Raw genomic sequence first — 26,950 nt, 5'->3', positions numbered from 1 at the left:
GAGCCGCAATTGACCACAAACCGACGGGTTCCAGCCGGGGTGACTTCAAGCGTAGCGCTTGCTGCGCAAATTGATTTTCATCTCGCGCAGCACAGGCTGCAGCCGCTCACTGCCAATGCGCAATGCCACGCAGGTGGCCAGGATATCGATGATCATCAAATGCAGCAGGCGCGACACCATCGGGCTGTAACGATCGAATCCCTCCGGGTGGTCGGCGGCCAGGTGAATGTGACCGGTGGCGGCCAGCGGTGAGCCACTGGCGGTGACGACAATCGTGGTGGCGCCATTTCTGCGCGCAATGTCGCAGGCATCCATCAAGTCGCGGGTGCGGCCGGAGTTGGAGATGATGACGACGCAGTCGCCCGGCCCCAGCAGGGTGGCGCTCATCACCTGCATGTGGCCGTCACTGTAGGCGACGGTGTTGATGCCCAGGCGAAAGAACTTGTGCTGCGCATCCAGCGCCACGATGCCGGAGTTGCCGACACCAAAAAACTCGATGCGTTTGCCCTGCTCGTAGGCTTGGACCAGCGCAATGGCGGCTTTTTCAATCGCGACCGTGCTGGCGTCATTGCGGTACTTTAAAAACGCGGCCACGGTGTTGTCGATGACCTTGACCATGATGTCGCTGGTCTTGTCATCGGCATCGACACTGCGGTGGATGAAGGGCACGCCCTCGCTCACGCTGCCCGCCAGCTTGAGCTTGAAGTCCGACAGTCCGTCGTAGCCGACGCTGCGGCAAAAGCGCACCACGGTGGGTTTGCTCACATGCGAGCGGTCTGCCAGCTCTCGGATGGGCTGCTTGGCAAAGCCGCGCGGGTCACTCAACACGAGTTTGGCCACGCGCTGTTCGGCGGGTGCCAGCGAAGGCAGGCAGGCTTTGATGCGGTCAAGCATGAGGGTTGCCGCAGCGCCGATGCGCCCCAGGTAAGGCCAGGATCTCTCGGGGGGCAGAGAAGCACACGACGTGGCGAGCGTGGGGGCTCATGTTTCTTCGCTCCAGCAGAAGCCGTCGCGCGCAATCATGGCGCTCGACGGACTCGGACCCCAGGTGCCGGCTGCATACAAACGTGGGCCCTGGGGGTCGTTTTTCCAGTGTTCCAGAATCGGCTCGACCCAACGCCAGGCTTCTTCCTGCTCGTCGCTGCGAACAAACAGGTTCAGGCGGCCATCGATGACCTCCAGCAGCAGGCGCTCATAGGCACCGACGCGCTCGGAACCAAAGCGCTTGTCAAAGTCCAGGTCAAGCTGCACCGGCGACAGGGTTTGTGAATTGCGGCGGTTGCTTTGGCCCTGCGCCAGCAGGTGCAATTCGAGCCCATCCTTGGGCTGCAGGTTGATCACCAGACGATTGGCATCGCCGATCTGTGAATTGAAGATGGCATGCGGCGTCGGCCGGAAATTGACCACAATGCGGGCGTCGCGGCTGGCCAGGCGTTTGCCGGTGCGGATGTAGAACGGCACGCCAGCCCAGCGCCAGTTGGAGATTTCGGTGCGCAGGGCGACAAAAGTCTCGGTCTGGCTGTGCGGGTCAACGCCGGTCTCCTGGCGGTACGCTAGCACCGGCGCGCCGCCGATGGAACCCGCGGCGTACTGGCCGCGGATCACATCCTGCGTCAGTGATTCGGCGGTCCAGGGTTTGAGCGAGCGCAGGACTTTCAGTTTCTCATCCCGAATGGCATCGGCGTGCGAGTTGATGGGCGGCTCCATGCCGATGGCGCACAGCAATTGCAGCGCGTGGTTTTGCACCATGTCGCGCAGCGCGCCGGTGGTCTCGTAAAACGCACCACGCTGCTCCACGCCCAGCTCTTCGGCGATGGTGATCTGGATGTTGGCAATGTGTTCGCGCCGCCACAAGGGCTCAAACAGGGCGTTGCCGAAGCGCAGCGCAAACAGGTTCTGCACCGAGGGCTTGCCCAGGTAGTGGTCGATGCGAAAAATATGCTTCTCACCAAACACCTCGCTGACCGTTCGGTTGATGGCGCGGTTGCTGGCCAGGTCGTGACCGAGCGGCTTCTCCAGCACCACGCGCGTCTGCGGCGTGTTCAGCCCGGCAATGGCCAGCTGTTGACACACGGTCGTGAACAGGCTGGGTGCCGTCGCCACATACATCACCACAACGTCGGCCTGGCGCTCGGCCAGCTTGGCGACCAGACGGGCGTAGTCCTCGGGGTGGGACAAATCCATCTGCACGAATTCAAGCAAAGCGGCAAAGCGGCAAAACTCTTCTTCGCTGGGGCGCTTGGCCAACTCCACGTGCTCGAAGCGGGCGCAAATCTGGGCCTGGTACTGCGCATTGCTGAGGCCGTCGCGGCCGACACCAATGATGCGGCCATCAAGGGGAAGCGTGCCATGGCGAAAGGCCTGAAACAGCGCCGGCATCAGCTTGCGCCAGGCCAGGTCGCCGGTGCCACCAAACAAAACTAGATCAAAACTCATGGCTGAAAATAAATTAGGGTAAAAATCAATCCTTAATGTAACTGAGTTTCATATTTTTCAACAAATCATGTAACTGGTTGGCAGCTGGCGCCCCAGTCGTCGCCCGATAATGGCGCCATGAACCAACTCGATGCCCTCAAACAATTCACCACCGTGGTGGCCGACACCGGCGACTTCAAGGAAATTGACGCCTACTTGCCGCAGGATGCCACCACCAACCCGTCGCTGATTCTCAAGGCCGTGCAAAAACCGGACTACCGCACGCTGCTCACGGACACCGTGGCGCAGTTCCGGGGCCGCCCGCTCGATGAGTTGATGGACCGGCTGCTGGTGCGTTTTGGCTGCGAGATTCTGTCGATCATTCCGGGGCGCGTCTCAACCGAGGTGGATGCACGGCTGAGTTTTGACACGGTCGCCAGCGTAGCCCGCGCCGAACGCCTGATCGAGTTGTACCAGGGGCAGGGCATCCACATTGACCGGGTGCTGATCAAAGTGGCCGCCACCTGGGAGGGCATGCTGGCTGCCGAGCAGCTTGAGCGGCGTGGCATTCACACCAACCTGACGCTGCTGTTCTCGTTTTGTCAGGCGGTGGTGTGTGCCCAGGCCAAGGTGCAACTGATTTCGCCCTTTGTCGGGCGCATCTACGACTGGTACAAGAAGTCGGCCGGTGCGGCCTGGGTTGAGCAGGACAACGCCGGCGCCCTCGACCCCGGCGTCAAGTCGGTGATGCAAATCTTCAACTACTACAAAAAGTTCGGTATTGCCACCGAGATCATGGGCGCGAGCTTTCGTAACATCGGGCAGATCACCGCGCTGGCGGGTTGCGACCTGCTCACTATCAGTCCTAATTTGTTGGCTGAATTGGCCGCCTGCAAGGCGCCGCTGGCGCGTGCGCTCGATGCCAACGCCGCCAAATCGCTGGACTTGACGGCGGTGAACTATGACGAAGCCGGCTTTCGGTTTGCGCTGAATGAAGATGCCATGGCGACCGAGAAGCTGGCAGAAGGCATACGCGCCTTTTGTGTTGATGCGGCCAAGCTCGATCAGCTGTTGCTGGCGGCTTGATCGTTGACTTGAGGAGTTTTTATGACACGCACCCGTTGTGACCGAACTCCCGCCTGGGGCGCGCTGCAAGCCGCTTATCGGACACAAGGCCGCGCCTTTGACCTGCGCCGTGCCTTTGCCATGAATGCGGGCCGGTTTGAAGCCTTCAGCCAAAGCGCACCCCATGTTTTTGCGGATTTGTCCAAGAATCTGATCGACGTTGAGACCGAGCAACTGCTGTTGGATCTGGCGCGCCAGACCGGCGTGGCGCAGCAGCGGGATGCGATGTTTGCCGGTGAACAAATCAACGCCACCGAAGGGCGTGCGGTCATGCACTGGTTGCTGAGAACACCGCCCCTTGATCCCGCCATGCCGGCACAGTCCGTGCACCGGCATATGGCAGAGACGCTGCACGAGGTGCACACGACGCTGGACGCCATGCTGGCGTTTGCAGAGACTGTGCGTTCGGATGCGCGCATCACCGACGTGGTCAACATTGGCATTGGCGGCTCGGACCTCGGCCCGCAAATGGCCGTGCTGGCGCTGGACGCCTTTGTGCTGCCGGGCAAGCGCTTTCATTTCGTCTCCAACGTGGACGGTCATGAACTCGCCAGCGTGCTCGGAAAAGTCAAGGCAGAGAGCACGCTGTTCCTGATTGCCAGCAAAACCTTCACCACCATCGAGACCATGACCAACGCGCTCTCGGCCAAAGCCTGGTTTGCAGCCCAGGGTGGCACCGATATTGCGCGCCACTTCGCCGCGCTCACCACCAACGTGGCAGCGGCTAACAATTTTGGCGTCAAGACCACCTTCGGTTTTTGGGATTGGGTCGGCGGGCGTTATTCTGTCTGGTCGGCTATCGGCCTGCCGCTGGCCATTGCGATTGGCGCTGATGGGTTTCGCGAGTTTCTGGCCGGCGCGCATGCTATGGACGAGCACTTCCGCACGGCGCCGCTGGAACAGAACCTGCCGGTTCGCCTGGGCCTGCTGGACGTCTGGTACCGCAACTTTCTCGGCTTCACCAGCCGCAGCATTGCACCGTACCACAGCGCGCTCAAACGCTATCCGGCGTATCTGCAGCAACTGGAGATGGAGAGCAACGGAAAGCGGGTGGACGCGCACGGTGAGGCGCTGCCCTATGGCACGGCGCCGGTGCTGTGGGGTGAGCCCGGCACCAACGGCCAGCACGCTTATTTTCAGATGCTGCACCAGGGCACGGACGTGGTGCCGGTCGAGTTTGTGGCGGTCAAGCAGACAACACACGATTTGCCAGGGCATCACGACTTACTGCTGGCCAATGTGCTGGCACAGGCGCAAGCCCTGATGGTGGGGCAGGCGGATGCGGGCGGGCACAAGGACTTTCCGGGCAACCGGCCCAGCACCTTTTTGCTGCTCGACGCCTTGACACGGGGCAGCCTGGGCGCGCTGATTGCCCTGCAGGAGCACCGTGTCTTTGTCAGCGGATCGGTGTGGGGCATCAACAGCTTTGACCAATGGGGTGTGGAGCTGGGCAAGGTGCTGGCCAAGGATGTGCAAGCGCGTTTGGCCAGCGGTGACGTGACTGGCTTGGATGGCTCCACGGCGGGACTGCTGGCTCGATTGCGGGATTGATCGTGTTGTTCCAGGCGTTGTACGCGCGCGGCATAGCAGCCTGAAATTTCCGATGAATATCGTTTTTGACTTTGGCGCGGTGTTGTTCACCTGGCGACCGACCGAGCTGCTGCGTCACCACTTTCCCGAGCGAGCGGCCTCAGCGCCTCATGCGGCAGACCTGGCGCAGGCGGTGTTTGGCCACGCCGACTGGCACCAGTTTGACCGGGGCGTCCTGTCGATGAGGGAGGTAATCACCCGCACCGCCGCGCGGCTCGGTCTGGACCCGGGCGTGCTGACCCGCCTGGTGGAAAGCATCCCGGACCATTTGCTGCCGATGCAGGAGACATTGGCCGTGCTGGCACAGTTGCGCTTGCTGCGAGAGCAGCAGGGCGATGCACCCAAGCTCTACTTCTTGTCCAACATGCCCGCGCCCTACGCCCGCGCACTGGTGCAGCGTCATGCCTTTTTGCAGTGGTTTGACGGCGGGGTCTTTTCCAGCGATGTGCAGCTGGTCAAACCTGATGCAGAAATCTATGCCCTGCTGGAAAGTCGCTACGCCTTGGCGCCGGAGCGCACGCTTTTCATTGATGACAATGCGGCCAATGTGCAAGCGGCGCAGGCGCGGGGCTGGCAGGGCATTGAGTTCGCATCAGCGCAGCAGCTGCAGGCGCAGTTGGCTCGCCATGGGATTGAGCTATTGGGCCTGACAGGTAGTCGCTTTTGAAATGCCGCAGCGTCGCCTGGTACGGCCCGCGGCCGACGTCCTGCAGATCACTGTGCGCGCCGCCTTCGATGGCAAGCCAGCGTTTGGGCGGGTTCGCCGCCGCATATAACCGTCGGCCCAGACGCATCGGAATTGTGGTGTCAGCACTGCCATGGATCATCAACAGCGGGGCGTGTACGCGGGCTATCTTGTCAATCGAGGCAAAGCGTTCGTTGTTGAATTGCAGCAAGAGCGATGCCACAAAGCTCGCCTCGCTCGCCACATCCGCAAAGCTGGTGAAGGCCGACTCCAGAATCAGCGCGCCGTAGTCCTGCGGCGCTCGCAGGCGGCTGGCGAGGTCCACGGCAATACCGCTGCCCATCGAGTGGCCGTAGATGACGCGCCGGCTGGCCCGTGGCTCGCGACGCTCCAACTCGGCCCAGACGGCATCGGCATCCTGTAGCAGGCTTTGCTCAGACGGGGTGATGGCCGTGCTCAAGCCCCAGCCCCGGTATTCGACCGCAAGCACGGCAAAACCCGCCTCGCGCAGCGCCTCAATCTTGGTCCCGTTCTGCGGCAGCGTGCGAAAGGTGCCATGCAGGTACAAGAGCGTCGGCGCTTCTGTGTCAGGATGTGGGAGCCACCAGAGTTCGATGCGCTGGGCGTTGTTGGCAGTGGGGCCTTGGGCGGGCATGTCGATGAAGTAGTGCTCGTCACCGGCGCGCAAATCAGTCAATTGAGCCGGGGTACCGAGTGTGGGGCGGTAGATCAGCTGGCGCTGGCGTGCATCCAGCCAGGCGCAACCGCTGCTGGCCAGCAAGGACAGGAGCAATAAGACTTGCAGCCAGCGTCTGGCCGCCTCTGCCATGACCCGGGTGACAGCCGTTACACTGCGACTCCTTTGCATGCGCCTGTTCCCATCTTTTCCCATGAATAAACTGATTCCCATCGCTTTTGGCCTGATTGTGGCCCAGCTGGCCGGCAACGCCCTGGCCGTGCCAGGTTTCCTCTCAGACCTGGCCCAGGACAAGGTGCTGAGCTGGCAGTTCAGTCCCTACACCCTGCATTACCACCCCAGTGATGACCACAAAAATGTCGTGATGGTGGGCGTGGAGCGCGAGCATCCTGACGCCAAGCTCGACGGCATCACGCTGTTTACCAATTCCTTCGGTCAGCCGACGGTGTATGTCTACCCGTGGGGCGGCGTTTACAGGAGGCTTGGGGGCATTGAGCATTTGTCCTTCAAATGGACCGCTGGTTTGCTCTACGGCTACAAAGACCCCTACAAGGATAAAGTGCCGTACAACCACAACGGTTTTTCACCGGCGGTCATCCCCGCTCTGGCCTATGAATTCAAGCCCGGCTGGTCCGGCCAGCTGAACTTTTTGGGCAATGCAGGCCTGATGTTTCAGCTCAACGCACCGTTCAACTGAGAGCGCAATCGTTGCAAGGTCTATGAACGAATTAGGGCGCTAGCCCACGTCCTTTAAGGATAGATAGCTATATATTAAATAGCAAAAAACCCGCAAGGCTCACGCCTTGCGGGTTTTTTTAATTGGCGTCGAGCGCCATAACGCTACTCGACGCCGCATGACGGTCTACAGCTAGGTGTCTGGGCGCAGACAGTAGCAGCGCTACGGCTAGCCCAGACAACGACGCTGTAGGTCGTCAGGCAAGGAGCAACTTACATGCCCATGCCGCCCATGCCGCCCATGCCACCCATGTCACCACCGCCCATGCCGCCCATGCCGCCAGCCGAGTCGTCCTTCGGTGATTCAGACACCATGCATTCGGTGGTCAGCATCAACGAAGCCACAGACGCTGCGTTTTGCAGTGCGGTGCGGGTCACTTTGGTGGGGTCCAGAATGCCCATTTCGATCATGTCGCCATAGGTATCGTTGGCAGCGTTGAAGCCGTAGTTGCCGGTGCCGGCCAAGACCGCGTTCACGACCACCGAGGCTTCGCCGCCGGCGTTGTAAACGATCTCGCGCAGGGGCGCTTCGATCGCTTTCATTACCAGCTTGATGCCGGCGTCCTGGTCGGCGTTGGCGCCCTTGATGGTGCCAACCGCTTGCTTGGCGCGCAGCAGAGCCACGCCGCCACCAGCCACGATGCCTTCTTCCACCGCAGCGCGGGTTGCGTGCAGGGCGTCTTCAACGCGGGCTTTCTTTTCCTTCATTTCGACTTCGGTGGCAGCGCCAACCTTGATCACGGCAACACCGCCAGCTAATTTTGCAACACGCTCTTGCAATTTTTCACGGTCGTAGTCGCTCGTGGCTTCTTCGATTTGCACGCGAACTTGCTTCACGCGGGCTTCGATGTCAGCAGCAGCGCCAGCACCGTCGATGATGATGGTGTTTTCTTTGCCCACTTCGATGCGCTTGGCAGAGCCGAGGTCAGCCAGCGTCACTTTTTCGAGCGACATGCCAACTTCTTCAGCAATGACCTTGCCGCCGGTCAGGATGGCGATGTCTTCCAGCATCGCCTTGCGACGATCGCCAAAGCCTGGGGCCTTGACCGCCACAACCTTCAGGATGCCACGGATGGTGTTGACCACCAGAGTAGCCAGCGCTTCGCCTTCGACATCTTCAGAGATGATCAGCAAAGGACGGCCCGACTTGGCCACTTGTTCCAGGGTAGGCAGCAGGTCACGGATGTTGCTGATCTTCTTGTCGTACAAGAGCACGAACGGGTTGTCCAGCAAAGCGGCTTGCTTTTCCGGGTTGTTGATGAAGTAGGGTGACAGGTAGCCACGGTCAAACTGCATGCCTTCAACCACGTCGAGTTCGGAGTCCAGCGACTTGCCGTCTTCAACCGTGATCACGCCTTCTTTGCCCACTTTGTCCATCGCATCAGCAATGATCTTGCCGATAGCTTCGTCGGAATTGGCCGAAATCGAGCCGACTTGTGCGATTTCTTTGGACGTGGTGGTGGCTTTGGAAGCCTTTTTCAGTTCCACGATCAGGGCATGCACCGCCTTGTCGATACCGCGCTTCAGGTCCATCGGGTTCATGCCGGCGGTCACGTACTTCATGCCTTCGTGCACGATGGCCTGGGCCAGCACGGTCGCGGTGGTGGTGCCGTCGCCAGCGATGTCAGAGGTTTTGGAAGCAACTTCCTTGACCATCTGCGCACCCATGTTTTGCAGCTTGTCTTTGAGTTCGATTTCCTTGGCCACGGACACACCGTCCTTGGTCACGGTGGGGGCGCCGAAGCTGCGGTCGAGCACCACATTGCGGCCTTTGGGGCCGAGGGTTACCTTGACGGCGTTGGCCAGGATGTTGACACCCTCGACCATGCGTGCGCGGGCTTCGCCGCCGAAAATTACGTCTTTTGCTGCCATGATAGGCTCCTAAAATTTAAGTGAAATGCATAGCCAGCCCGCATGGATCATGCGTAGCTTGCTATTAATTGAGTGTTGAATTGCTTACTTCTCGACCACAGCAAACAGGTCGTCTTCTTTCATGACCAGCAGTTCGTCGCCCGCCACCTTGACGGTTTGGCCGCTGTACTTGCCGAACAAGACGCGGTCGCCGACCTTGACGGCCATCGGGCTGATTTCACCCTTGTCGTTCTTTTTGCCAGGGCCCACGGCCAGCACTTCGCCTTGATCGGGCTTTTCAGCAGCGCTGTCTGGAATGACGATGCCAGAGGCGGTTTTGGTTTCGTTTTCAACGCGTTTGACAATCACGCGGTCGTGCAGGGGACGAAGTTTCATGGGAGCTCCTTGGTATTGAAACAAAGTTTAAAAATCAAGAGTGCTAACCGATAAGTTAGCGCTCGTTAACTTGAAGAGAGAATTCTGAGAGGGCCAAAGCCTGTTAGCACTCAACTCTTACGAGTGCTAATGATAAGGGCATTTGGCTGACTTTCAAGACCGGACGGCAAAACATCGGCTGTGGCATCATCCAACGCCGCTACCATTTCAATCCCAACACGCTGATCCTGCCCATGCTTTACGCCACGCTTCGAACCATTCACCTGCTTTCCATCATCGTCTGGGTCGGCGGCATGGTGTTTGCCCACTTCTTTTTGCGCCCCGCCCTGACCCAGCTGGACGCACCGCAGCGCATCCGCTTGATGCACCATGTGCTGGGTCGCTTCTTCAACGCCGTGCTGGTCGCGGCCGCCTTGACGTTGGGCAGTGGCATCTGGATGATCGGCCGGACGGCAAGGCAAATGGCGCAATCGGGCGTCAAGTTCAATATGCCGCTGGAATGGATGGTGATGGCGACCTTGGGCCTGCTGATGATGGCGATTTTTGGCCACATTCGCTTTGGCCTTTACGCGCGCCTGTCTCGTGCGGTGACGGCTGGCGACTGGCCAGCGGGCGGCGCCGCGCTGGCCAGCATTCGCACCTGGGTGATGGTGAATCTGGTGATCGGCGTGGTGATTGTGCTGGTCACGCTGATCGGCCTGTCGGTCTGAAACTCCCTCCATGAACCCTGACGCACAACAACTCTGGCGCGCGCCGCGCTGGGCGCTGGCGGTGTTGCTGGCGGTGCTGGGCATGCTGGGGCCGTTCTCGATTGACACCTACATTCCGGCGTTTGCCGGCATCGCCCAGTCGCTGGGCGCGACGCCCGTGCAGATGCAGCAAACGCTGTCGGCTTACCTGTTCGGCTTTGCGTTCATGAGCCTGTTTCATGGCGCCATTTCCGATAGCGTGGGACGCCGGCCGGTGGTGCTGTGGGGCCTGGCGGCCTTCACGCTGGCGTCCATGGGCTGCGCCCTGTCGCAAAGCATTGGCCAGCTGGTGTTCTTTCGTGCCATGCAGGGGCTGACCACGGGCGCTGGCATTGTGGTGGCCCGCGCCGTGGTGCGTGACATGTTTCCCCCGGCGCAAGCGCAGAAAGTGATGAGCCAGATCACCATTTATTTCGGCGTCGCGCCCGCCGTTGCACCGATCATCGGCGGCACCTTGCTGGTGCATTTGGGGTGGCACAGCATCTTCTGGTTTTTGACAGGGGTAGGTGTTCTGCTCTGGGTCGCGAATTACAAGCTCTTGCCCGAAACCTTGCACCTGTCGCAACGCCAGCCGCTCAAGGTCAGCAATCTGATGCAAGGCTATTGGAAACTCGGACTGGACCCGCGTTTTTTGCTGCTGGCGTTGGCCAGTGGGGTGCCGTTCAACGGCATGTTCTTGTACGTGCTGTCGGCGCCGGCTTTTTTGGGCGATATTTTGGGTTTGGCGCCGACGCAGTTCTTCTGGTTCTTTGTGCTCACCATCAGCGGCATCATGGCCGGCGCCTGGGTCAGTGGCCGCATGGCGGGCAAGCTGCCCCCCAAGCAGCAGATCAAATACGGATTTTTGATCATGCTGCTGATCGCCCTGGTCAACCTGGGGGCCAACTGGCTGTTCAAGGCACATGCGGCGTGGGCACTGTTTCCGATTGCCATCTTTGCTTTTGGCTGGGCCATGATGGTGCCGGTGATCACCTTGCTGGTGCTTGATCTGCATCCGGAGCGCCGCGGCATGGCGTCGAGCTTGCAGGCCTTTATTGGTGCGTCGGCCAATGGCCTGGTCGCCGGCGTGATTGCGCCGCTGGTGATGCATTCCGCCGTGTCACTGGCAGCAGCGTCGCTGAGCATGATGTGCCTGGGGCTGTTCGCCTGGATTTACCTGCACCGCCACTGGCCCGATATTGGCAGAACCGTGGACCATTCGGCGCATTGACCGCCACCGCCACCCGCAGGTCAGGGTGCAGCAGCTGGCGCACCTTGCAGGACCAGGTCGATCCGGCGCTGAAGCCGGCTGGCTGACTGAGGGTCCTGGGCATCATTCGCACGTTTGAGTTGCACACCCAGCCAGGCCAGCAGCGGGCGACGCCAGCCCTGGCTGGAGGCCGTATCGGTCGCCGCAGCGATGTCAAGGCTGGTGAGGCGACTGCTTTGCAGCAAAGCGCCAGCGGCGATCAGGCGTGACAACGGGTCTTCAATGGCAGCCAGCGCACCAAGTTGCGGGTCGCCTGGCTGCCCGGTTGCCGCCACTGAAGCCATGGCGCGGTACGCTGCCGGCAGCCGCGCCACATCCAGGTCGCGCCACTGGCCCGTCAAAAAGGCCGCATAAGCCTGCTCATCAGGGCCTGCCTCCAGGGCCAGCGGCTGATAGCCGGCACATTGATCCAACTCCAGGCTGGCCACGCGCACCGCGCAGCGCGTCAGTTCGGCGCGCGCCAGCAGGTCGGCCCGGCCCGTGCTGGCGATCTCGGATTTGGCGCGGGCAAACTCAAAGTCAGCCAGCCGCGTGTTGCCTTTGAGGTAGGCCGATGAAAAACCCTTGAGCGCGGCAAAGGCATTGGTCTGCCAGTCGGGTGGCACCGGTTTGCTGGCGCAGGCGCTTAGCAGCAAGGCGCCCAGCAGGGTGATCCAGTGACTGGCGTTGGTCCGATTTGGGTATGGACGTGTTCGTTTTGTTGAAGTCATTTTTTACCTGATTGATCAGAATTCGCTACTTTCATTTTTTCATTCACGACGATTCCATTGGCCGTGGCCTTGACCGGGTTTCAATTTTGAACTTTCTTTTCCCCCACTCACTCCCCCAACCCCTCTCCCGCCCCGCCGGGCGGAAAAGGGGGGCTTCATTTGGCCGCGTCTTTTAAGGTGGGAAACTGGTTCTTGATTGCGCGCTGGCCTCAAAGTGACGGTAACCCATGAACGAACCGATCCAGTCAATTGAGTCTGGGTTGAACGCTCGCAGCCCAAGCCTGAACTGAAAACAAGCCCAGCCCAACATAGGTGACCGACCTGTCAATGCCCTGCCGCCACTTTGAGACCAGCGCGCGTCCGATCCACTTCTTTCCCGCCTTTAAAAAGTTGGCCAAATGTGGTTGTTAGCTCCCCTTTCCGCCCCGGCGGGGGTGGAGAGGGGCTGGGGGAGAGGGGGAAATACATGCGTCAGCAATAAACAAAAGACTAGCGAAAACCCCAAAAACAAGAAAACCCCCTCATGGCAATTTAATCTCCGTCTCCCGGGCAAACGGCCATTTGCGGTTCACCTCGTCCACCAGTTGCGTCACCTTGCGCAGGCTGATCTCGACCTCGGCGCGCAGCGCACCCAGGTCGGCGCTGGCGACGCGCGCGTTGGCGCCCACGGCCTGGGCTTCGGCCAGCACCGCATCCACTTTTTTCAGGCTGGCGCGGGCGTCGGTCAAGACGCCGGTGAGTTCCCGGATGGCCGCCTGCGAGCCATCCACGGCGGCCTGGGTGCTGTCCATCACGCCCTTGGCGCCAAAAATGCGCTGATCGGCTTTGGCCAGCAGCGCGTTGGCGTGGTCCAGCGTGGCAATGATTTTTTTGGCGTTGTCCTCGCTGCCCATCACGCCGCTGAGCATGCCGTAGCGGCCGGTCAAGCGTTCGCTGACTGTCTTTAAATGACCCAGGCTGGTGTTGATCGCAGACTCCGCCCCGGTCATGTTCTCCAGGTTTTCCAACAGCGCGCGGGTAGATGCCACGATGCGCGGGATCTCGGCGTTGGTGTCGCCGCGCAGCACCGTGCGCTCGGCATCGGCGGGCAAGAGCGGGTCGCTCAAGATGCCGCTGAAGGCGCGCAGGCGGGTTTCGCCCACCATGCTGCGTTCCATGGTGAAGATGCTCGATGTACGCAGCCAGGGCGCGTCCTTGAGCGGCACGTCGATCACCATGCGTGCCTTGCCGTCGGCGGCCAACTCGATGCGCCGCACGCGGCCGATCGGAAAGCCCGAGAAGGTGAGGTCCATGCCGACGATGACCCCTTCGGAGTCGTCGGCAATAAGCACCAACTGCTGGGTTTTCTCGAACACGCCGCGCGCGACCATCACATACAACAAAAAACCGCAGATCACGGTGGTGACCAGGGCCAGCAGCAGGATGGCCTTGAACTCGACATGGGCGACGGTCGCCGCAGGCGGCGCGTCGGCGGAGGATGAGGGCGGGGATTGCGGTTCCATACGATGTGAGCTTAGATGTACTTCACCGCCAGCGAGGCGGCCTCGATCAATAACAGGACCAAAAACAGGCGCGCGGCACCGGGCTGCACGCCGTTGGTGCGGGCGTTTTCGCGCGCCGCTTCCAGACTGGCGGCCATCGGCACCACCGCCACGGCCAGACTGAAGAAGATGGTTTTGAGGGCAAAACCCAACGTGACGGACAGGTCGAACACCTGGCCGACGGTGCGCGTGTAGCCCGGCAAGCCCCAGGGTGACAAGCCGTAGACCGTGAGGTAGGCCAGCACCAGCACAATCACACTGTTGATCATGGCCAGCGTCAGCACCGAAAAAGCGCCCGCCATCACGCGCGGCACCACATCCGCGCGCAGACGGGTGATGCCAATTGATTCGACCTGACGAAGACGCAATTTCCGTTCCGGCTCTGCGGGTCCAGACCTCTCAATGGGGGCGCCAGAACGCGACAGGCCAGGCTCAGGGGGCGCGGTGAAATCTTCATGAGCTTGCTGAGCGTTGGCATGCGCGTTAAACGTCATGCCGGCGCGCAGCGCCACAAACAAGGCCGCCGACAGCGGAATGAGCTCCAGCACCAGCACCCGCACCACCATCTGCAGGGCGTATTGCGACAGGCCGTAGCTCAGCGCCGTCACCACCACGATGCGGATCAGCACCAGGCTGAACAGGGCGGCCATGGCCGTGAACCAGGGCAGTACCTGCCAGGTGCTGGCATAGATATGGCGCGAGGTCATGGCACGGTTGGCGCGGTTGTAGGTGGAGGGTGACAGGGCCAGCACCAGCACGATGGCGCCCAGGTGAATCATGTGCCACCAACTGGCTGCTCCGCGCAGCAGGGCCCGGCCCCAGGCGGCGCTGTCAAGGTGGGTGCTGGAGCGGGTCGGCATGGCCGGATGATAACGAGCCCGATGTGTGACTGAATCAACAACACGCAAACCAGGCAATTCACTATACTGTTTATACATACAGTTATTTGTCGTCTATTTTCAGAAATTTGCCATGTCGCCGCGTTCCCTGTCTGTTGCCTCTCTTGACTTTGGCGCCGCCGTCTGGCGCGCTGATGCGCTGGCCGGCGCTTGCGGGGCCACGCTTGCCAGCGGCCACGGCGCGCTCGACTCCGAGTTGCCTGGCGGCGGTTGGCCGGTCGGCGCTCTCTGTGAAATCTTGCAGCCGCCCGGTGTCTGCCAGGAGTGGCGCCTGTTGCTGCCGGCCTTGGCGCACCGCCCCGGCCCGCTGGTGCTGGTGGGCCCGCCGCATGTACCGTTTGGCCCCGGGCTGGCGGCGCAAGGCCTGGATGCCCGGCGGCTGCTGTGGGTGGGCGCCGCCATGCCGGCGCAACGACTGTGGGCCGCCGAGCAGGCGCTGCGCTGCGGCGAGGTGGGCGCCGTGCTGGCCTGGTTGCCGCAGGTGCGGGCCGAGCAACTGCGGCGTTTGCAACTTGCCGCCCAGACCCACAGCAAGCTCCTGTTTGTGCTGCGACCGTCTGGGGCGCAAAGCGAGTCCTCGCCCGCCGTGCTGCGCCTGCTGCTGGGCGGTGCACCCACCATCGCAGCGGCAGTCGACGCAAGTAGTGCCGATCTGATGACTGCGTTTGCGGGGGGCGATGTGACGAACGACGCCTTGCAAGTGCAGATTCTCAAACGCCGCGGCGCGCCGCTGGCGCGCACCCTGGTGCTCCCGGCCCGCCCTGCCAGCCTGGCGGTGTTGCTGGCTTTGCGGGCTGAGCGCCCGCAGGCCGGACCGGCTGCGGTTGATGGTCAGCCAACGCTTGCAAAGCCTGCTCAAACGCTCGGTGCCAGAAAGGAGAGCGCTCATGCACTGGATTGCCTTGCAACCGAGGCTTGATGCCGTCTGGACCCGCGCAACCGGCAGCGCAGCCGATGAGTCACCCAATGCGCTGCTCGCCTTGGCGCAATGGGCGCTGCAGTACACGCCCAAGGTCGCGCGGCTCGAAGATGCGTTGCTGCTGGAGGTGTCGGCCAGTGAGCGCCTGTGGGGGGGCAAGCGGGCGCTGCTGCGTCAAATTTATACATCAAATAAGCCGCTAGCCCCCGTCCAGTATTCACAAGGCGCTACGTCTTTGGTAGCTTATGCGCGGCTCCAGGACCCCGTCTTGGCGCGCACACTGCCCGACGATCTGCCGCTGCACACGCTGGCAGCAGCGCGCGCCCATCTGGCCACGTTAGAGCGGATCGGCTGCAGCCACTGGGGCCAACTGCGCGCGCTCCCGCGGGGCGGCGTGGCACGGCGCTTTGGCGCGCCCCTGCTGGCAGCGCTGGACCAGGCCTATGGCGCGGCGCCCGACGTTTACCCCTGGCTGGCGCTGCCCGAGGTGTTTGAAGCCACGCTGGAACTGGGCGCCCAGGTTGAATCCGCACCGGCGCTGCTGTTTGGCGCGCGCCGCTTGCTGGCGCAGTTGCAGCGCTGGCTGCAACTGCGGCATCGGGGCGTGCTGGCGCTGGAGCTGCGCTGGCAGATGGATGAGCGGCGCAACACCGCGCCCCAGGGCCAACTGGTGCTGCGCAGCTTTGAACCGAGCGGCGATACCGCCCATTTGCTGCGCCTGGCGGGCGAACAGCTGGCACAAGTCACCTTGCCCGCGCCAGTGCATACCTTGTGCCTGCGCACGCTGGAGACGCAAAAACTGGCAGGTGAAACGGCCAGTTTGTTGCCCGATGCGCGCCGCCCGGGCGATGGTCTGCAGCAGTTGCTGGAGCGGCTCAGTGCCCGCCTGGGCGCGCAGCAGGTGTTGCAGATGCGGCCGTGTTCTGAGCACCGGCCCGAAAAAATGCAGGTCTGGCAACCGGCGGTGAGTGCTGCACAATTAATAGCTTCTTACGCAGGTAGTACGGGGGCTAGATCCCTAAATGATGTAAATAGTTCGGTGCTTTATCCAAGCTGGCTGCTGGCCACGGCGCGCCCACTCGCGCTGCACCAGCAGCGGCCCCAGCACCACGGACCCCTGACGCTGGTGGCCGGTCCACAGCGGCTGGAGGCCGGTTGGTGGGAGGCCAGCGACTGCGCCTTGCGCGACTATTTTCTGGCCCGCAGCGAACGCCTGGGCTTGCTCTGGATTTACCGTGAGCGCCTGAGCGGGCAAGGCAGCGCCGGGGCGGGCGTGGCTGCAGGGGTGGGGCAGGGCGCTGATGCCGATGCGCACTGGTATTTGCATGGCCTGTTTGCCTGACCGCTGGGCGTGCGACTCACGCCAGCGTGTGTTCGCCACCTTCGACCCGATTACGGCCAGCGTCTTTGGCTCGGTACAGGGCAGCGTCGGCGCGGGCGATGGTTTGCGTCACCGTGTCGCCCTGGCGCAACATGGCAACCCCCAAACTGACTGATTGGGTGCCGACTTGCTCAAATTCATGCGCCTCAATGGCCGTTCGCAGTTTCTCGGCCAACAGCAGCGCGCCTTCCATCGCCGTTTCACGGCAAATCACCAGGAACTCTTCGCCACCCCAACGTCCCACCACATCCACTTCACGCACATTGGTTTGCAAGATGTGGCCGATGCCGATCAAGACCTGATCGCCGACCAAATGTCCGAACCTGTCGTTGATCGACTTGAAGCGGTCAATGTCGAGCAGCAGCACGCACACGTTGCTCGCGTAGCGCAGATGGCGCAAACGTTCTTCTTCCAGCGTTCGATCGAGTTGCAGGCGGTTGTACAGGCCGGTCAGTTGATCGGTGATCGAGAGTCGTTCGAGCTGCCGGTTTTGCGCCAACAACTGGGTCTGGGTTTGACGCAACTCGACCAGCGCCTGATCGGCCCGCTTCTGGGCGGCATGCGCCACGTCATAGGCGCTGGCGTTGTCCAGCGCAATCGCACCGTAGGCGCACAGGGTGCGAAAAATGGCATGCTCACGCTCACCATAGGCCTGCGCGCGCGGCGACTGAACCGATATCGCCCCCAGCAGCCGTTCTCCGGCGATCAGCGGAAAGCAAAGCTGACTCAGGCAGGGCAGCGTGCCTGGAATGAGGTTCGGGTCGGCCACGCCCGGCTCCCGCCCGATCATGACCTCCTGGCGCTCACGGGCGCAACGGGCAAACATCGAGGTCGGATGATCCAGTGCCACTGTGCTGACCGGCAAGGGCGCACCGGCCTCAATGCCGAAGGCCGTGCCCAGCGACTTGTGATCAGGGGCGAGCAGATAAACGGCAAAAAAGGTGGCGTCGAGCAAGCGGTTGACGTGGGCGTGCAGCGCCTCAAACACCGCCTGTGCGTCCAGACTGGCGGTAATTTCACGCCCGATGACGCCCAGCGTTTCGAGCGTGGCGGCGGTTTCTTTCAGGGTGGCTGCGAGTTGCCGATGGGTCTCTGTTTCAGAGCGGGCGCGCTCCAGTTGCTGGCGGATCTGCATCGCCAGCACCCGCTTTTGCGCTTCCTCGCTGTGCATCCTGTTGCGTGCTGCGTTCGCGGCCAGCGCGTTGTCGTAGGCCGCGCGAAAGTTGCCACTGGCCGCATCGGCCGCAGCCACCTGGTACAGCAGTCCCGGGGCGGCGCTGTAGCCGTCGATCGTGGCAGCAACCTCCAGGGCCTGATTCAGGTAGTCCAGCGTGGTCGCGCTGTCGGTCGACTGCACCTTTGCCAGGATGCGCAGCGCCTGAATTTGCCCCTCGGCATTGCCGTGCTCGCGCGCCAGCGCTAACGCCGCTTGGGCTTTGACGCTGGCCTCATCCGGGCGGCCCAGGTGAAACAGGGAACTGGCTTGGCCGCGCCAGGCCTTGATCAGCAGATCAGGCGCCTGGTGTGCTTGAACGTGTTCCTCAAACTGGGAAAACCAGGCGAGTGCGGCGGCGAAATCACCCATGTCCAACGCCAGTTGCCCCAGGTTACCCAGCACCTGTTCATAGTTGCGTGATCCCGCCACGGGTGCCATCACCACCAAGGCTTCCTGGAGATAACGCTTGGCCTCATCATGGCGTGTCATCAGGCGCATCACGTCGCCCATTTGCATCAGACAGACCCCGACACTGGCCGGCCAGCCGGTGCTGCGCGCCAGGGCCAGGGCGCTTTCCATCCATTCCAGGGCGGCATCCAGGTCGCCCAGGAGGGTGAAGGCTTCGACGGCGTTATTGACCGATACCAGCGCGGCGCGGATCTGGCCGATGTCAAGCGCACCGTGGTAGGCCGCCAGATCATGCCGGATGGAGCGGCCCGGGTCGTTGGTCAGGCCCGCGACGTTGGCTTGGGCCGTCTCAACCCAGGGTGTGACGCCAGCCGCACGCATCAGGTTCGCCGGAAACTGGTGCTGCAGGCGCACGGCGGTGACCGCCGGGTCGCGAAATGCCGCATAGATCAGGCTGCGCGCCAGGGCTGCATCCGTGCGCAGCAGGTCGCCACCGGCCCGGTAGTGGATGAGCGCCTGATTCAAACACGCCGTGATTTGATCGCCATCGCCCCGATCAGTCGCAATCGAGGCCCGCAACCAGCTCACATCACCCTGGCCCAGCGGGTCCTGCACGCCCGCAAAGGCTGTCATGGCAGCTTGGCCCAGTTGCTGCGCGGCGGGCAAGTCGGCGAACATCAACTTGACTTCGGCGCGCAGCAGCATCAGTCGGGCCGCGAGTCGTTGCGACTCGCGGCCCTGCGCCGAGAGTGCCAGCAAGGCTTGCGCTTCGTCGGCCAGTGCCAGCGCCCGCGCACAGTCACGCTGGCGCAGATGCCAGGCCAGCGTGACCAGCGGGGCAAGTCTTGACGTCCCATGAAGCGCCGCCAAGCTGCGCTCAAGCAGATCGACTTCGTCGTTGAGGGCGAACAGATCCATGGGTGCTCCCTGGGTTTTATGGCTAAGTGGATTCTGAGGCCGGAACCGGGTAGCGGCTGCACTGCCGTATCAGTGCATGCCGAAGATCGGAACGCCCGCGGTTGTGGCTGCCTTCGCCAGATTGGCATCAAGCGTTGCCAGCGGCAGGCCCGCGCGCAGCGCCAGTTCCAAATAGGCCGCATCGTAGGCCGATAGCTTATAGCGCCTGGCAAGATTCAGGGTATCGCCCAAGGCGTGCGGCGCCGTCGCTTGATCGGTCACTATGTTGAGCCGCCCCAAGAGCGCAATGAAGCGTTGCGAGTCTGCTTCAGCCACAAGCCCCTTTAATTCAAGCTTCGCGACAACATTGGCTATTTCAAGAGTCATCAGCGAGGGCGCAATGGCTTGCGATTCCTTTAATGCCTTGAGCGCCGCACTGGCGTAATCGACGCCTGCCGGATTGGTTTGAGGCACCAACCAGAGCAGTGCCACAGACGCATCCAGAACAAAACTCATGCCCGCCCCTCGTTGATGAGCGCCTTGAGATCGACCCGACCCACCGGCTTACGGGTCTGCATGAAGGCCAGCATTTCGTCGGCGGCTTCGACGGCATCAAAGTGACTGTTGTCTTGCGCTGGCACCAGCTCGGCCACGGCCTCGCCCCGCAGCGTGATGGTGTAGCGCTTACCCGCCTGGACTCCGCGTAGCAGTTCCGGCAGCTTCGTTTTGGCTTCGTATGATCCGACTTCGATCTTCATGGGTCGCTCCAACAAATGAGACAGACTAGTATATAGACCAGTTGGGCAAAGTCAATCTTTTCGCTATGTGCAGCCCTAGTTCGCACAAGGCAGTGAGACATCCAGTTCGCACTGTTTATACTGTAATTTTATACAGTTTAAATTCAATTCTCAGGCGCAGAAATCATGTCGTCTCGTTTGCCCGCCTACGCCGAGCTGCATTGCCTGTCCAACTTCAGCTTTGGGCGCGGCGCCTCGCACCCAGAAGAACTGGTGGCGCGGGCCGCCGCGCTCGGCTACACGGCGCTGGCCTTGACCGATGAGTGCTCGGTGGCGGGCGTGGTGCGCGCGCATACCGAGGCGAAAAAACTGGGTTTTAAGTTGCTGCCCGGCGCCGAGTTTGCCGTGACACGGGGTGATGGTGCCCAGCCTGCGGCCGGCTTTCACCTGGTGGCGCTACCGCACGACCTGCAGGCCTGGGGTGACCTGTGCGAGTTCATCACCCAGGCGCGCCGGGCTGCGCCCAAAGGTCAGTACTGGTTGGTCTGGCAAGACGCGCCCTGGGGTCTGCTGAGTGGTTGCGAGGTCTTGCTGGCACTGCCGTATGCTCTTTTTTTCGAAGCTGCTCATGCAATAACGACGAGGGCTAGAGCCCTGTTTGGCACAAATTTGTGGCTATTGACCGAGTCGCTGCTGACGCCTGACGACGCGCTGCAAGGCCAGCGGCTGCAGCAACTGGCCCGGCTCAGCGGCGTTCCGCTGGTGGCGGCTGGCAACGTGCACATGCATGTGCGCTCGCGCAAGCCGCTGCAGGATGTGCTCAGCGCCGTGCGGCTGGGCCAGCCGGTATTCGACTGCGGTCGGGCCTTGCAGCCCAATGCGGAGGCGCACCTGCGCTCGCGCCAGCGCCTAGTCGCTATTTATCCGCCCGACGTGCTCGCCAATACGCTGCGCGTGGCCCAGCGCTGCACCTTCAGCCTCGACGAGTTGCGCTACCAGTACCCGCTGGAGACGGTGCTGCCGGGCTTGTCAGCCGCGCAAACCCTGCGCCGCTACACCGCCGAGGGTGCGCTCAATCGCTACCCGCAGGGCACGCCAGCATCTGTGCAGCAGCAGCTGGCGCACGAACTGGCGCTGATTGAGGAACTGAAGTTCGAGATGTATTTCCTGACCGTGCATGACATCGTGCGCTTTGCGCGCAGCCGCCACATCCTGTGCCAGGGCCGCGGGTCGGCTGCCAATTCGGCGGTGTGCTACTGCCTGGGCGTGACCGAGGTCGATCCTTCGCGCATGGCCATGCTGTTCGAGCGTTTCATTTCCAGAGAGCGCGACGAGCCGCCCGATATTGACGTCGACTTTGAGCACCAGCGGCGCGAAGAGGTGATCCAGTACATCTACGCCAAGTACGGGCGGGAACGCGCCGCCTTGAGCGCCGTGGTCATCAGCTACCGGCCACGCAGTGCCTTGCGCGATGTGGGTCGTGCTTTGACTATTCCCGAGGCTTTGATCACGGCGCTGGCCAAAGAGCACCCCGGCATGTACAGCCGCACGGTGTTGGCTGAGCGGCTGCAATCGGCAATGGCGCGCCTGGGACCGGACTTTGCGCCACCAGCGCCGCAGCAGCTGCAACTGTGGTTTGAGCTGAGCACCCAGTTGCAGCGTTTTCCGCGCCACTTGAGCCAGCATCCGGGCGGCTTTGTGCTGACCCGCGGCAAGCTCACGCGCCTGGTGCCGGTGGAGAACGCCGCCATGGCGGAGCGCTCCATCATCCAGTGGGACAAGGACGATCTGGACGCCATGGGGCTGCTCAAGGTGGACGTGCTGGCGCTGGGCATGCTCAGCGCCATCCGCCGCTGCCTGGACCTCATCAGCGTGCAGCGCGGCACGCTGTTCCGCATGCAGGACATCCCGATCGAAGACCCCGCCACTTACGCCATGATCTGCCAGGCCGACACCGTGGGCGTGTTCCAGATCGAGAGCCGCGCGCAGATGAGCATGTTGCCGCGCCTCAAACCCCGTTGCTTTTACGATCTGGTGGTCGAGGTCGCGATCGTGCGCCCCGGGCCGATTCAGGGCGGTATGGTGCACCCGTACCTGAAGGCACGCGAGCACCCGGCGCAGGTGCAGTACGCCAGCCCGGCACTCAAAGAAGTGCTCAAACGCACCCTGGGCGTGCCGATTTTTCAGGAGCAGGTGATGCAGATTGCCATGGCGGCGGCGGATTTTTCCGCAGGCGAGGCCGACAGTCTGCGCCGCTCCATGGCCGCCTGGAAGCGCCAGGGCGGCGTCCACAAGTTCTACGACCGGCTGGTCGGCGGCATGCTGAAAAACGGCTACACATCGGAGTTTGCCGAGCAAATTTTTAGCCAGATCGAAGGCTTTGGCGAATACGGTTTCCCCGAGAGCCACGCTGCCAGCTTTGCGCTGCTGGTCTATGTGAGCAGCTGGCTCAAACACCATGAACCCGCCTGCTTTCTCGCCGCCATGCTCAACAGCCAGCCCATGGGCTTTTACGGCCCGTCGCAACTGGTGCAGGATGCTCAGCGCCACGGCGTCGAGGTGCGCGCCGTCGATGTGAGCCACAGCGATTGGGACTGCACGCTGGAGCCAGCAATTGGGTCAGTGAAATCAAGCAAGCGTTTGGGCTCAGATTACGATTTTGGGAACAGCAATGGCAAAGAAGCAACGAAGCTTTTGGGGTCGGATCCCAATTCGGGGCAGAAATCTTCGCAAAACACCAGGCCAAGCACCGATTTGGGCTCAGACCCCAATAGCGGTGCCACCAAGACACCCCGCAGCGTTATCGCTCAATCACCCGACGTGTGCAGATCGCTAGCCGTTCGCCTCGGTCTGCGCCAGGTCAGCGGCCTGTCTGAATCGGCCGCCCAGCGCATCGTGGCAGCGCGTGTTGAAGCCCCGTTCACCAGCACCGAAGACCTGGCCCTGCGCTGCGCGCTCGATGCCGGCGACCTCAAGGCGCTGGCCAGTGCCGACGCGCTCGCCAGCCTGTCAGGCCACCGGCGCCAGCAGGTGTGGGATGCGGCGGCGCTGCAGCCCACGCCCGGCTTGCTGCGGGCGGTGCCGGTGGCAGAAGCGGCGTTGCAACTCCCGCCAGCCAGCGAGGGCGAAGAAGTGATCTTCGACTACGCCGCACTGGGGCTCACTTTAAGGTCGCACCCCTTGTTGCTGTTGCGCGAGCAGCTATCAAAAATGAAGCTGATGACAGCGGCGCAACTGCGCGACCTGCCCAACGGCCGGCTGGCGCGCGCCTGCGGAATCGTCACCATGCGCCAGCAACCGCAAACCGCCAAAGGTGTGGTGTTTGTCACCCTCGAAGACGAAACCGGCCATGTCAATGTGATTGTGTGGAAGTCATTGAAAGAGCGGCAACGCCCGGCGCTGCTGCGCTCGCGCCTGCTTGCGGTCTATGGCACCTGGCAGCGCGATGTCGAGAGTGGCGGTGACGTCTGCCACCTGATTGCCGGGCACCTGCAAGACCTGACGCCGCTGCTGGGCGGCTTGACGACGCAGAGCCGGGAGTTTTGTTGAACGCACCGCATGCCATCAAGCCGCTACAAACACATTTTGAAAACATGGCAATAGGGTCAACTGGCCAATTTGACCAATATTTCTGCTCAATTTCTGCGCAGCCCCCGGAGCCGCTGCCACACCACGGCCTTGGGTTCCACCATAGCCATGGCCTGCATGCAGCGCTCCAGCCAGCCCTGCCGGTCCAGAACAATCTCGAACTTGATGGGCTGCTCAGCCACACGCAGCATGGTGCGAATGCCATATTGATCGGCCCGCACCTCTTTGACTTGCTCCAGGGGCGCGGCTTGCGCATGAACAATGCCGGCAATGCCACCTGGGTTTGTCAGCAACTGGCGCAGGTTGCGGTAGCTGGCAAGGCTTGATACCAGAAAGTCAATGTCAACCGACTCGCGGTATTCGCCATACCGTAGCGCGATGGCCGTACCCCCGCCAAACAGGCAGTGGTTTTCGCGCAGCAAGGGGGCATTGAGCGCACGCAGTACCTGTGCAATGCGCTGGTGGTGCGGTCGTTCAAACATGGCGGGTGCTCATGTCAGGGCCAGGCGCAAGGCATCGACCAGTTGTTGTTCATGCGGCTGCAGCTTTGATGCGTCGATATGGCGCCAGTTGCGCTCATAGATGCTGAGCGCCTCTGCCGGGGTCAGTTCATCAACGCCATGTACTTGCCAGGCGAGTTGCTTGAGTTGCGGGTAGTCACCCAGGCGCACCCGCGCCGGCAGCCAGCCGGTGTGGTCGGCGGGGGGCGCAACGGCGGCTTGATCGGCTGGCAGGCTCAGGCTGAAGTCCAGCCCAAGCGCTGCCATGACGTTCAGGTAGGCCGCCATGGTGACCGCGGGGGCACCTTTTTCAATACGGTGCAATGTCACGCGCGACAGGCCAGCCGCCTCTGCCGCCACCGTGGCGTTGATTCCCAGCGCCTTGCGGCGCGTACGAATCTGCTGCCCGAGAGCGTCCAATCGGGTGGCAGTGGCATTGGAGATGGCGAGTGGAGGTGCTGGCATAGTGTTTCTCATTTTATACATTTAGGCAAAAATGTAAATAATGAGAAACTAATTTTGGCTATTAGCCTTTTTTCTACCTCGTGTCTGGGTAAAAGCCTTCCCCGAAGAAATCCATTGACGTAAGCGCTTCCATCCACAGCAAAGGTTGACATCAACTCAATTTGTAGCTACATTGCCGCTACGTACTGCAAAAAATCCAAACACTAAATTTAAATTCTGAATCAAAAGCAAACGTAAAAATTAAACGCAAACGCATCAATTACTCAATCACAAACACTATGCAAGCAGCAACGTATGGGAAGTCAGCGGAAATCCGGTCACGGATCGAACCTGACTTGAAGAAACAATCTACCGAAGTGCTCGCCGAATTGGGTCTTGACCTGAGCGGTGCTATCCGGTTGTTTCTGCGACAAGTGGTGGAGGTTCGCGGTTTACCTTTTGAGGTTCGCAAGCCCACGCCAGAAACAGTTGCAGCAATGATCGAAGCCCGTGAAATGGCGGCGCGCTACGGATCTGCGGAAGAAATTTTTGATGCTCTCGATAAAAAAACCGGCAAAGGCAAAACGCGCACCTCTGCCAAAAAAGTCTGATCACACACGTCAATTTGGAAAGGATTGGGAGAAACTGACCCACTCAGGCAAGCAAGACATGCAGCGGCTCAAGGAAGCCATGATGCTGTTGATTGCCAATGAAGGGCCATTGCCAGCTGAATGGCTGGACCATGAGCTGGAAGGCGAGTGGGCTGATCACCGTGAATGCCATGCCAAGGGTGATCTGCTGCTGATTTACCGTTTGCAGGCCGACAGTGTGATTTTTGTTCGTGCAGGCACGCACTCAGAACTGTTTGGGCGATAGCCACAAAGAAACCCACTTCGGCGGGTTTCTTTTTTCTACGAAAGCAGTTGCATAAAAAGTTGGCGATGCCATTGGTTAAATTTGATTAAATCTTATTGAAATCAGCAAGTTGCATGCGCCTACAACTTGGCAAAAAAGTTCGCATGAAGCCGCGCCTTATCATCAGCGACTATGCCCAAATTCATCTCCGACGACCAGATCGAACAAGCGCTGTTGCAGCGTCTGCAGCATGTGTGCAAGTTTGACGTACTGGAGTTCCATCTGGTGCTGGACCATGCCGCGCAGGGGCGAAAATGGGCGGCATGACACAAGACCTCTTTCGCCAAGACGCTTATCTAACCGAATGTACCGCCACGGTCACGGCCATCACGCCACAGGGCATCGTGCTGGATCGCACCGTGTTTTATCCGCTGGGCGGTGGACAGGCCGGTGACGCGGGTGTGCTGATTCGCGCCGATGGCAGCGAAATCGTGATTACCGACACCCGCAAGGGCAAGTCTGAAGACGGCAGTTTCAACGATGAAATTACTCACTTGCCCCCGTCAGACGTGCTAAATCAGCTATTGAATCAGGAGCAACCAAGCGGTGCCAGGCTGGCGGCAGGCGACACCGTGACCGCCCGCATCGACTGGGCTCGGCGGCACAGCCTGATGCGCTTTCACACCGCCACCCATCTACTATGCCATCTGGTGCCGCAGTTGGTGAACGGCTGCTCGATCACGCCCGACTACGCGCGGCTCGACTTCAACATGACTGATGCGCTGGACAAGGAGCTGCTGAGCGCCGGTATTGCCCAACTGGTCGCGGGCGCCCATCCGGTCACTGTGGGCGACATCACCGATGCCGAACTGGACGCCAGGCCGGAGCTGGTGAAAAGCATGTCGGTGCAGCCGCCGCGCGGCAGCGGTAAAGTCCGCATGATTCGGATCGGCACCGAAGAGATGATTGACTTCCAGCCCTGCGGCGGCACGCATGTGGCCAATACCGTAGAGATCGGCCCGGCCATCGTCACCAAGATCGAAAAGAAATCAGCCAGCACCCGGCGTGTGGTGCTGGGTTTTGCCCCATGAGCCGCAGCCGGGTCAAAAACATCACCTGAAACTCTTTCTTTGCCTAGGGCGGGGCGTGGTGTTCGTCACCCTCGAAGACGAAACCGGCCAGGTCAATGTGATTGTGTGGAAGTCATTGAAAGAGCGGCAACGCCCGGCGCTGCTGCGCTCGCGCCTGCTGGCGGTCTATGGCAGCTGGCAGCGCGACGTCGAGAGTGGCGGTGACGTCTGCCACCTGATTGCCGGGCACCTGCAAGACCTGACGCCGCTGCTGGGCGGCTTGACGACGCAGA

At 61.5% G+C, this 26,950-nt stretch carries 26 protein-coding genes and 1 pseudogene; 14 read left to right on the top strand and 13 right to left on the bottom strand.

Features of this window, described 5'->3' with window-relative positions; translation table 11 throughout:
• Nucleotides 1–45: 45 nt before the first annotated feature.
• Both GZ093_RS09830 and zwf read right to left on the bottom strand, forming a co-directional pair.
• The gene (locus GZ093_RS09830) at nt 46–894 is read right to left on the bottom strand and encodes an SIS domain-containing protein (RefSeq protein ID WP_296485404.1); all 849 of its coding nucleotides are present in this window, start codon (nt 892–894) and stop codon (nt 46–48) included.
• Between the two features lie 87 nt (nt 895–981).
• Complete coding sequence (gene zwf, locus GZ093_RS09825; RefSeq protein ID WP_296485401.1) at nt 982–2,436, bottom strand: glucose-6-phosphate dehydrogenase; 1,455 nt, start codon at nt 2,434–2,436, stop codon at nt 982–984.
• A 117-nt stretch (nt 2,437–2,553) separates the two neighbouring features.
• Between zwf and tal the strand changes: the two genes are divergently transcribed.
• The 3 genes from tal to GZ093_RS09810 are packed head-to-tail and all read left to right on the top strand — an operon-like array spanning nt 2,554 to nt 5,797.
• Nucleotides 2,554–3,501 carry a transaldolase gene (gene tal / locus GZ093_RS09820; RefSeq protein ID WP_296485400.1) on the top strand — a complete coding sequence of 316 codons (948 nt, stop codon included), beginning with the start codon at nt 2,554–2,556 and terminating at the stop codon, nt 3,499–3,501.
• 21 nt (nt 3,502–3,522) lie between these two features.
• Complete coding sequence (pgi, locus tag GZ093_RS09815) at nt 3,523–5,091, top strand: glucose-6-phosphate isomerase (protein ID WP_296485398.1); 1,569 nt, start codon at nt 3,523–3,525, stop codon at nt 5,089–5,091.
• A 52-nt stretch (nt 5,092–5,143) separates the two neighbouring features.
• Nucleotides 5,144–5,797 carry an HAD-IA family hydrolase gene (locus GZ093_RS09810; protein ID WP_296485396.1) on the top strand — a complete coding sequence of 218 codons (654 nt, stop codon included), beginning with the start codon at nt 5,144–5,146 and terminating at the stop codon, nt 5,795–5,797.
• A gap of 70 nt (nt 5,798–5,867) precedes the next feature.
• Here the strand turns inward: GZ093_RS09810 and GZ093_RS09805 are convergent.
• Nucleotides 5,868–6,470 (bottom strand): annotated as a pseudogene (locus tag GZ093_RS09805) (alpha/beta fold hydrolase); the annotation flags it as partial.
• Between the two features lie 235 nt (nt 6,471–6,705).
• Between GZ093_RS09805 and GZ093_RS09800 the strand changes: the two are divergent.
• Entirely contained in the window at nt 6,706–7,209 is a 504-nt protein-coding gene (locus GZ093_RS09800) for a hypothetical protein (protein WP_296485395.1), read from the top strand.
• Nucleotides 7,210–7,460: 251 nt separating this feature from the next.
• On the opposite strand, the gene groL is transcribed toward GZ093_RS09800, so the two are convergent.
• Together groL and GZ093_RS09790 are read right to left on the bottom strand one after the other, a co-directional pair.
• Complete coding sequence (gene groL / locus GZ093_RS09795) at nt 7,461–9,119, bottom strand: chaperonin GroEL (protein ID WP_296485392.1); 1,659 nt, start codon at nt 9,117–9,119, stop codon at nt 7,461–7,463.
• Between the two features lie 84 nt (nt 9,120–9,203).
• The gene (locus GZ093_RS09790; RefSeq protein ID WP_011463442.1) at nt 9,204–9,494 is read right to left on the bottom strand and encodes a co-chaperone GroES; all 291 of its coding nucleotides are present in this window, start codon (nt 9,492–9,494) and stop codon (nt 9,204–9,206) included.
• Between the two features lie 233 nt (nt 9,495–9,727).
• On the opposite strand from GZ093_RS09790, the gene GZ093_RS09785 reads away from it, so the two are divergent.
• Nucleotides 9,728–10,204, top strand: a complete 477-nt coding sequence (locus GZ093_RS09785) for a CopD family protein (RefSeq protein WP_296485384.1) — start codon at nt 9,728–9,730, stop codon at nt 10,202–10,204.
• A 10-nt stretch (nt 10,205–10,214) separates the two neighbouring features.
• Entirely contained in the window at nt 10,215–11,453 is a 1,239-nt protein-coding gene (locus GZ093_RS09780; RefSeq protein ID WP_296485380.1) for a multidrug effflux MFS transporter, read from the top strand.
• 20 nt (nt 11,454–11,473) lie between these two features.
• On the opposite strand, the gene GZ093_RS09775 is transcribed toward GZ093_RS09780, so the two are convergent.
• The 3 genes from GZ093_RS09775 to GZ093_RS09765 all read right to left on the bottom strand — a co-directional run bounded on the left by GZ093_RS09775 (nt 11,474) and on the right by GZ093_RS09765 (nt 14,603).
• Complete coding sequence (locus tag GZ093_RS09775) at nt 11,474–12,202, bottom strand: hypothetical protein (protein WP_296485378.1); 729 nt, start codon at nt 12,200–12,202, stop codon at nt 11,474–11,476.
• A gap of 521 nt (nt 12,203–12,723) precedes the next feature.
• The gene (locus tag GZ093_RS09770) at nt 12,724–13,704 is read right to left on the bottom strand and encodes a mammalian cell entry protein (RefSeq protein ID WP_296485376.1); all 981 of its coding nucleotides are present in this window, start codon (nt 13,702–13,704) and stop codon (nt 12,724–12,726) included.
• A gap of 11 nt (nt 13,705–13,715) precedes the next feature.
• Nucleotides 13,716–14,603 (bottom strand): ABC transporter permease, encoded by an 888-nt coding sequence (locus GZ093_RS09765; protein WP_296485375.1) that lies wholly within the window; start codon nt 14,601–14,603, stop codon nt 13,716–13,718.
• A gap of 112 nt (nt 14,604–14,715) precedes the next feature.
• On the opposite strand from GZ093_RS09765, the gene imuA reads away from it, so the two are divergent.
• On the top strand, nt 14,716–15,561 hold the full coding sequence (gene imuA, locus GZ093_RS09760; RefSeq protein WP_296485373.1) for a translesion DNA synthesis-associated protein ImuA: 846 nt from the start codon (nt 14,716–14,718) through the stop codon (nt 15,559–15,561).
• Nucleotides 15,530–16,903: a DNA polymerase Y family protein gene (locus GZ093_RS09755; RefSeq protein WP_296485371.1), complete on the top strand. Its 1,374-nt coding sequence runs from the start codon at nt 15,530–15,532 to the stop codon at nt 16,901–16,903. Before imuA ends, GZ093_RS09755 begins: the two co-directional genes overlap by 32 nt.
• 16 nt (nt 16,904–16,919) lie before the next feature.
• On the opposite strand, the gene GZ093_RS09750 is transcribed toward GZ093_RS09755, so the two are convergent.
• From GZ093_RS09750 to GZ093_RS09740, 3 genes are all read right to left on the bottom strand, one after another.
• A complete protein-coding gene (locus GZ093_RS09750) occupies nt 16,920–19,484 on the bottom strand; it encodes a diguanylate cyclase (protein WP_296485370.1) in 2,565 nt (854 codons plus the stop codon).
• A gap of 69 nt (nt 19,485–19,553) precedes the next feature.
• Nucleotides 19,554–19,979, bottom strand: a complete 426-nt coding sequence (locus tag GZ093_RS09745) for a type II toxin-antitoxin system VapC family toxin (RefSeq protein ID WP_296485368.1) — start codon at nt 19,977–19,979, stop codon at nt 19,554–19,556.
• A complete protein-coding gene (locus tag GZ093_RS09740) occupies nt 19,976–20,221 on the bottom strand; it encodes a type II toxin-antitoxin system prevent-host-death family antitoxin (RefSeq protein WP_296485365.1) in 246 nt (81 codons plus the stop codon). The genes GZ093_RS09745 and GZ093_RS09740 overlap by 4 nt, the downstream gene beginning before the upstream one ends.
• Before the next feature lie 165 nt (nt 20,222–20,386).
• On the opposite strand from GZ093_RS09740, the gene GZ093_RS09735 reads away from it, so the two are divergent.
• Nucleotides 20,387–23,749, top strand: coding sequence for an error-prone DNA polymerase (locus tag GZ093_RS09735; RefSeq protein ID WP_296485363.1), 3,363 nt, complete (start codon nt 20,387–20,389; stop codon nt 23,747–23,749).
• 86 nt (nt 23,750–23,835) lie between these two features.
• Here the strand turns inward: GZ093_RS09735 and GZ093_RS09730 are convergent, their stop codons facing one another.
• Nucleotides 23,836–24,270, bottom strand: coding sequence for a nucleotidyl transferase AbiEii/AbiGii toxin family protein (locus GZ093_RS09730; protein WP_296485361.1), 435 nt, complete (start codon nt 24,268–24,270; stop codon nt 23,836–23,838).
• 9 nt (nt 24,271–24,279) lie between these two features.
• Complete coding sequence (locus tag GZ093_RS09725; RefSeq protein ID WP_296485359.1) at nt 24,280–24,753, bottom strand: helix-turn-helix domain-containing protein; 474 nt, start codon at nt 24,751–24,753, stop codon at nt 24,280–24,282.
• Nucleotides 24,754–25,031: 278 nt separating this feature from the next.
• Between GZ093_RS09725 and GZ093_RS09720 the strand changes: the two genes are divergently transcribed.
• From GZ093_RS09720 to GZ093_RS09700, 5 genes are all read left to right on the top strand, one after another.
• Nucleotides 25,032–25,343 carry a type II toxin-antitoxin system RelB/DinJ family antitoxin gene (locus GZ093_RS09720; protein WP_296485358.1) on the top strand — a complete coding sequence of 104 codons (312 nt, stop codon included), beginning with the start codon at nt 25,032–25,034 and terminating at the stop codon, nt 25,341–25,343.
• A complete protein-coding gene (locus tag GZ093_RS09715; RefSeq protein ID WP_296485423.1) occupies nt 25,285–25,608 on the top strand; it encodes a type II toxin-antitoxin system YafQ family toxin in 324 nt (107 codons plus the stop codon). Before GZ093_RS09720 ends, GZ093_RS09715 begins: the two co-directional genes overlap by 59 nt.
• Before the next feature lie 171 nt (nt 25,609–25,779).
• On the top strand, nt 25,780–25,914 hold the full coding sequence (locus GZ093_RS09710; protein WP_296485356.1) for a hypothetical protein: 135 nt from the start codon (nt 25,780–25,782) through the stop codon (nt 25,912–25,914).
• The gene (locus GZ093_RS09705; RefSeq protein ID WP_296485355.1) at nt 25,911–26,678 is read left to right on the top strand and encodes an alanyl-tRNA editing protein; all 768 of its coding nucleotides are present in this window, start codon (nt 25,911–25,913) and stop codon (nt 26,676–26,678) included. The genes GZ093_RS09710 and GZ093_RS09705 overlap by 4 nt, the downstream gene beginning before the upstream one ends.
• A gap of 58 nt (nt 26,679–26,736) precedes the next feature.
• Nucleotides 26,737–26,950 (top strand): OB-fold nucleic acid binding domain-containing protein (locus GZ093_RS09700; protein WP_296485353.1); only part of this gene is annotated, 214 nt, incomplete at its 3' end.

The organism is Rhodoferax sp. (assembly GCF_010365055.1).
Classification (GTDB): Bacteria; Pseudomonadota; Gammaproteobacteria; order Burkholderiales; family Burkholderiaceae_C; genus Rhodoferax.
This window is presented reverse-complemented; position numbering and strand designations above follow the sequence as displayed.